The sequence below is a fragment of the Micromonospora sp. NRRL B-16802 genome, assembly GCF_001279555.1.
Classification (GTDB): domain Bacteria; phylum Actinomycetota; class Actinomycetes; order Mycobacteriales; family Micromonosporaceae; genus Micromonospora; species Micromonospora profundi.
The window spans coordinates 1-6,126 of the sequence record NZ_LGEB01000091.1 but is presented as its reverse complement, the minus strand read 5'-3'; the positions used below and the strand labels follow the sequence as shown (position 1 = coordinate 6,126).

The 6,126-nt window shown below is 66.8% G+C and carries 4 protein-coding genes and 2 pseudogenes; all 6 read right to left on the bottom strand.

Translation table 11 applies throughout. The annotated features are described in order from the left end of the window. Window positions 1–314: 314 nt before the first annotated feature. The 6 genes and pseudogenes from tuf to ADK66_RS25350 all read right to left on the bottom strand — a co-directional run bounded on the left by tuf (window position 315) and on the right by ADK66_RS25350 (window position 5,990). Window positions 315–1,503, bottom strand: a pseudogene (gene tuf, locus ADK66_RS25375) (elongation factor Tu). A gap of 694 nt (window positions 1,504–2,197) precedes the next feature. After that, window positions 2,198–2,740 (bottom strand): annotated as a pseudogene (locus ADK66_RS25370) (sigma-70 family RNA polymerase sigma factor); the annotation flags it as partial. Between the two features lie 62 nt (window positions 2,741–2,802). Further along, window positions 2,803–3,210: a GNAT family N-acetyltransferase gene (locus ADK66_RS31015; RefSeq protein WP_082377655.1), complete on the bottom strand. Its 408-nt coding sequence runs from the start codon at window positions 3,208–3,210 to the stop codon at window positions 2,803–2,805. A 296-nt stretch (window positions 3,211–3,506) separates the two neighbouring features. Next, on the bottom strand, window positions 3,507–4,178 hold the full coding sequence (locus ADK66_RS25360) for a hydrolase (RefSeq protein WP_053659579.1): 672 nt from the start codon (window positions 4,176–4,178) through the stop codon (window positions 3,507–3,509). Between the two features lie 29 nt (window positions 4,179–4,207). Then, window positions 4,208–5,065, bottom strand: a complete 858-nt coding sequence (locus tag ADK66_RS25355; protein WP_082377653.1) for an NAD(P)-dependent oxidoreductase — start codon at window positions 5,063–5,065, stop codon at window positions 4,208–4,210. A 259-nt stretch (window positions 5,066–5,324) separates the two neighbouring features. Next, the gene (locus ADK66_RS25350) at window positions 5,325–5,990 is read right to left on the bottom strand and encodes a GPP34 family phosphoprotein (RefSeq protein WP_053659576.1); all 666 of its coding nucleotides are present in this window, start codon (window positions 5,988–5,990) and stop codon (window positions 5,325–5,327) included. Between the last annotated feature and the right edge of the window lie 136 nt (window positions 5,991–6,126).

Genomic DNA, 6,126 nt, shown 5'->3' with positions numbered 1-6,126 from the left:
GGGGGCGCAGCTCGCGGGTAGCCAAAGATGGCCCTCGTGACGTTCTCGTGGGTGGGTCTCGACCGTGATCAACAGCGCACGCCGTGTCCCGTCCAGGTTTCCGAGTTGCGAGAGACACGGAACCGAAGATCGGGGTACGGCGTGCGCTGCTGAGCGGGTACTGACCCGCAGGTGAGCGGTTCGCTGCGGGTTCACCGCGAGGGGCAGGTGGGTGGAGTGCCACGGAGTCGGTCCTACGCGGGGCTCGGCCAGCGCACCTGAGGAAGGCCGTACGTGGCAGGGCCCCTTGCCGGTAAGGGGCCCTGCCACGTAGCTCAGTCGAGTAGTTCGGTCACGGTGCCGGCGGCCACGGTACGGCCGCCCTCCCGGACGGCGAAGCCGAGCCCGACATCCATCGCGATCGGCCTGCCAAGCTCCACCGACAGGTCGACTGTGTTCACCGAGGTCTACCGACCCGACCACGTCGGTGGTGCGGAAGTAGAACTGCGGCCGGTAGTTGGCGAGAAACGGCGTGTGACGCCCGCCCTCGGCGGTGGTCAGCGCATAGAGCCTGGCCCGGAATCGCCGGTGCGGCGTGACGCTGCCCGGCAGCGCCACCACCTGACCCCGCTGCACCTGGTCACGCTTGACCCCGCGCAGCAGCACGGCGGCGTTGTCCCCGGCCTCGGCGGTGGCCAGCGACTTGCCGAACGTTTCCAGCCCAGTGGCCACAGCGGACAGCGTCGGGCTGAGACCGACCACCTCCACCGGGTCGCCGACACGTAGCACGCCCCGCTCGACAGCGCCGGTCACCACCGTCCCCCGCCCGGAGATCGTTAGCACGTTCTCGATCGGCATGAGGAACGGCTCGCCGAGTTCGCGGGGTGGCACCGGGACGTACCGGTCGACCGCGTCGAGCAGCTCCACGACGGAGGAAACCCAGCGTGGGTCGCCCTCGAGTGCCCGCAGCGCCGACACCCGTACGACGGGCACCTCGTCGCCGGGGAACCCGTACTCGGACACCAGCTCCCGCATCTCGAGCTCAACCAGGTCGAGAAGTTCCGGGTCCTCGACGGCGTCGGCCTTGTTCATCGCCACCACCAGGTAGGGCACGCCGACCCGCCGAGCGAGCAGCACGTGCTCGCGGGTCTGCGGCATCGCCCCGTCAAGCGCGGAGACAACCAGGATCGCGCCATCGACTTGCGCCACTCCTGTGATCATGTTCTTGACGAAGTCGGCGTGGCCGGGCATGTCGACATGGGCGTAGTGCCGGGTCTCGGTCTCGTACTCGACATGGGCGATGTTGATGGTGATGCCGCGGGCCACCTCCTCCGGCGCCCGGTCGATGCCGTCGAAGGACACGAAGTCGATGCCGTCGAAGGACACGAACCGGTTGACGGCGGGGTCGCGGTCGGCGAGGACCTTGGTGATAGCGGCAGTCAGGGTCGTCTTGCCGTGGTCGACGTGACCCATCGTGCCGATGTTGAGGTGCGGCTTCACGCGCACGAATTGGCTCTTGGCCATGATGAGCTCCACACTGGAGACGAATTGGCGGACGACGAACGCGGGCGGATGCCACTCCGCGAAAAACCGCGCCAGAACCGCATGTCACGGCGTGCTCACCAGCGCGCCGGATCACCGGGCCACCCTCCTCCGTGGTTCTGCCGGAGCGGGAGGAGGGTCAGCCTCGGGTGTCAGCCAGCCATGCGCACACGTCGGCGGCAGCCGGCAGGTGGAAACCTGCGGGCCGCACAGAGCCGACGGTGCCGAACATGGCGGTCACGCTAGCTCTGAACCTCGGGAGGGGCGACTGATATTCCCGGCCCTTCTCTGCCAGTCATCGGCGTCGAAGCCGCAATCGAGATCTTCGAGTGCGGCTGCCCCCGATGATTGGTGCGACGCGACGCCGTCCGGTCGAACGTTCCTGATTGTCGGCGCGTTGGGAGAGGTCTCACATGGCGGTGAGGGCGGTGACCGGGTGCAGGGCGTGGGTGGGGCTCGGCCGAACGTCGCCGACCGTGGTCGATCCCCGGGAGGCGTGGACAGCCGTACCCGGCGATGAGAAATGAATGCTGCCGGCCCTGGCGGCGCCCGCACCGGCAGGTCGTACGACACCTCGGAAAGCACCGACCGCGGCAAGGAAGGCACCTCTTGACGCCTGCGGTAGGGGGATCTGTTATCAGACGCACAACGGTGCCCGGGCCGCCGTCCGCGCCCACTAGTACGTCCCGTCCGACTGCTCGCGCAGCTTGCCGAGGGCCCGAGCCAGCAACCGGGACACGTGCATCTGGGGCACGCCTATCTGCTCGGCGATCTGCGACTGGGTCAGGTTGCCGTAGAAGCGCAGCGTGAGGATCCGCTGCTCGCGTTCGGTGAGCGTGGCCAGCACCGTGCCCAGAGCGACCCGCAGGTCGGACAGCTCGAACTTGCCATCCTCACCGCCGAGCAGGTCATCCAGTTCGGCGGCCCGGTCGCCGTCGCCGGTCGGCGTGAACAGCGACACCGCGTTGTACGCGCGAGCACCCTCCAGGCCCTCCAGGACCTCCTCCTCGGTGAGCTTGAGGTGGGCGGCGATGTCGGCGACCGTCGGCGGACGGCCCAGGACCCGCAGCAGTGAACTGTTGGCGTCGAGGATGGTCAGTCGCAACTCTTGAAGACGGCAGGGCGCCTGGACGTCCCAGGTGCGGTCGCGGAAGTGCCGCTTGGGCTCCCCGGCGAGGAGCAGGTCGGTGGGCGGGCGCGGGTCGAGCTTCTGGGCGGCGCACGGTCTGGTCCGCTGCTCGCTGATCGTGTGCGCGGTCATTGGTGATCCTCCCTGCACCCTCATCGCGGCGGAGAAGAGACGTGGGGCTTCGTAGCACGCCTGACGAGCGCGAAGTCGGCAGGTGTCGGCGGACGGAACTTGCCACCATCCGCGACGAACTCATGACCATGCCTTTTCAAATGATCCGCAAACAGCGGGCACACCGGAACGACGGTGACACTCGTGCGAATGCTGTCCGCGAGCACCTCGCGGACCAGCAGCCCGGCCAGGCCCCGTCCGCCGAACTCTCGGTCGACTTCGGTGTGGAAGACGATTCGCTCACCAACCACCTTGACGGAGTCGACGAAGTCCACCCGACCGGCGGGTGATCCCTCAGCGAGGCTGATGGTGTAGGTGCCGATCGGGAGATTTTTATTGAGTTCTACCGTTACGAGCGCCCCGGTGTTGTCATGGATTTCCCGAATCATTCGATGTCCTTTCGAGATGCTGATTGCGTCCGCGTCGGCTGCAATCCGGCCACGATTCGCCGTCACGCTGCCACCGGCGGAACTGCCCGTACACCGTCTGCCGGGCTCCGTCACTTTCCGGCACGTCCCGCCACGGGCGTGCCGCCTCGTTGCCGCAGCGCTGGCCGCGAGGTCCCCGGTGCTCAGTTCTTCCTGGTCGAAGAACCATCTACCGGAGACCTCGCCGTCCCTCGATCACCGACCCGCCACGTTGATCAAGTCCGGTCGGCGACCCAGCTGCACTGGTGAAACACCACTTAGGAGAACAGGTCACCTGCGGACTGCCCTGCTTCACGCTTGCGGCGGAAGTAGTCGTTGATGATGGTCCGGTACCGGTCAGCGTCCGAGCGGGCCCAGTTACGCATCAGCTCACAGCCGAACGCCAGCGAGGTGATCGGCTGCGCCCCAGCCTGGAGCATGCGGTCGATGGCCGTCTGGTGGGTGACCGCCGAAACGCCTCCAACGGCATCGATCACGGGGTAGACCTCGTAGCCTTCCAAAAGCATGTCCAGGGTTGGGAACGCGAGGCAAACCTCTGTCCACAGGCCGGCCATCACGATCTTCTTGCGCCCGGTGGCCTCGATCGCGGCCCGAAAGTCCGCATCCTCCCAGGAATTGACACCTGTGCGGTCGATTTCAGTGATGCCGGGTAGTTCACGGGTGATCTCGTCGACGGTCGGCTTGTGCACTCCCATTCCCACCGCCACGGTGGTTACGACCGTCGGAATCTCATAAGCTCGCGCCAGTTGCGCCAGCGTCACCACACCGAGGTTTATCTCCTCCCGGCTGGCGGAACCGACTGTGGCGTACTGGCCTTCCTGGTAGTCGATGAACGCAATGGCGCAGTTTTGCGGTGTCAAGAGGTGGTCGGAATCGGGATCGCGGATCGGTTCAGGATTGATCTTCTTGCTTGCCGGGATAGTAGTCATACGTCATCTCCTCTGGTGGGTCTGCTGGCCTAAGAGCGGATGCTGGCGGCGCGCGAGGTGGTCTTGCGCGTCAGGTCCACGAAGTCGGGTTCGAAATTCGGATCGACGTTGACCGCTTCCCACAGTCGCTGTCGGCCCGCGGTGGAGATCGGCAGCAACCTGGCCGGGTCCTCGACGACAGACACCAGCGTGTCGTCGTCCTCCGCAGAGCGACGTAGCGGACGAGGGTTGGCGACGTCCAGAGCACGCTCCACGACCGCTCTCATAGGCCCAGCCGCCATCAACTCCAACGAGGTCTCATAGTCGCGTCCGAGGATGTCCGCGAGGTCCAGCGCCTCGCGTAGTCCCGCCTCCGCAGCCATGATGGCTACGTTGGTGATCAGTTTGTAGTCCACGCCCGCACCGAACTCACCCACGTGCCGGGATCTGCCGAGACCATCGAGTACCGACTTCACCCGCTCGAAATCGTCGGCCGATCCGCCGACCAGGAACGTGATCGCCCGCTCGCGCGCGTACTTCACACCGCCAACGATGGGCGAGTCGAGCACGGCCACTCCGCTGGGCGCCGCCGCGCGGACCTGGTCGACGATTGCTCGGGTGGTGGTCGAGCAGATCAGCACTGATGCACCAGGCTGGGCGCCGGCGAGTATTCCATCGTCACCCAGGTAGGCGGTCGGGATGTCATTCGACATCACGAGGCCGAAGATCACATCAGCGCCCCGCGCCGCTTCTGCGGCCGACGCGACCGCGGTCGTCCCCATGCGCCTAGCTGCTTCGAGCCGGGAGTCCGAGATATCAGATACTCGCACTTGATGTCCGGCAGCGAGGAGATGAGGCGCCAACTGCTCGCCCATGTCGCCGAATCCCACGATTGCGATCGTTGCCATGCATTTAGCTCCTATTCAATAGATCCGTGCCCACGGGTGAGGTGTGGCAGGTCAGGGGTCGGCCAGACCGTTGAACTGCGTAGTGAACGTCATGGAACTCCCCGTGGCCGGACATCCGGCACCCGTGAACTGCAGCACCGGGACCGACCGCGACCACGAGTACCAGCAGGACGCCGGAGGCGATCCAGGGCCCTTGCCGCCGCCGGCGAGGCCGGTCCGACCGCGGTCGCTCGGACCTCGAGCGCCTGGTCCAGGGCGGTTATGCAGCGTTCCTTTCGCCGGTCGGCGCTCGCCTGGTGGTAGTCGCCACGCTGGCGGCACTGACGGCAACGATCGCCGCCGCGGTGCGAGTCACCGCGGAGAAGACGGCCTCTGATCCCCAATGGCCGCGTCCGATCTCGCTGGCTCGGCTCACCGTTGCCGATGTCCAAGGCAGCGGCGGCCGCAGCGAAGGCACGGCGCCGCTGGCGAAGAGCAGCCCGATGATCGCCGCAGTGCGGGGATCCGGGGCTTCGCCGTCCGCCAGGACCCGGCGGATCCGCGCTCGCAGCTGCGCCGCCTCACGATGTAGCAGGCCGCGGTCCACGAGCCGGTCGAGCACCACCCACCACAAATCGGTGCCGAGGGCGACGAGCAACGGCCGCACCCGCTGGGGCTTCTCGGCGACGGTGTCGTAGGCCGACTGCAGCAGCGGGTCGGGCAGCGGACCCTCGCCCGACTGGGTGACCCGCGGGCCGTCCAGCACCCCGGAGTTGTCGATCTGGATCCGACCGAGCAGGGCAAGCTCGGTGAGCACCGCGCCGCCAAGCGCGTCGTGCAGGGCGCCCGCTGTCTGGATGGCAACGCCGTCGTCGTCCATCAAGAGCAGCATGAGGTCGTCGACGATGAGCAGGTCGTCCCGTACCAACGTCAGCTTCTCGCCCATATCTCGTTCCTTTCTCGTAGTTCTCTCCGCGCGGTGTCCCTTTCGTCAGCTCAGCCCAGGAAGGTGCGCAGGGCGGCGTTTACCTCGTCGGCGTGGGTCCAGAGCAGACCGTGTGGGGCGCCTTCGATTTCGACGT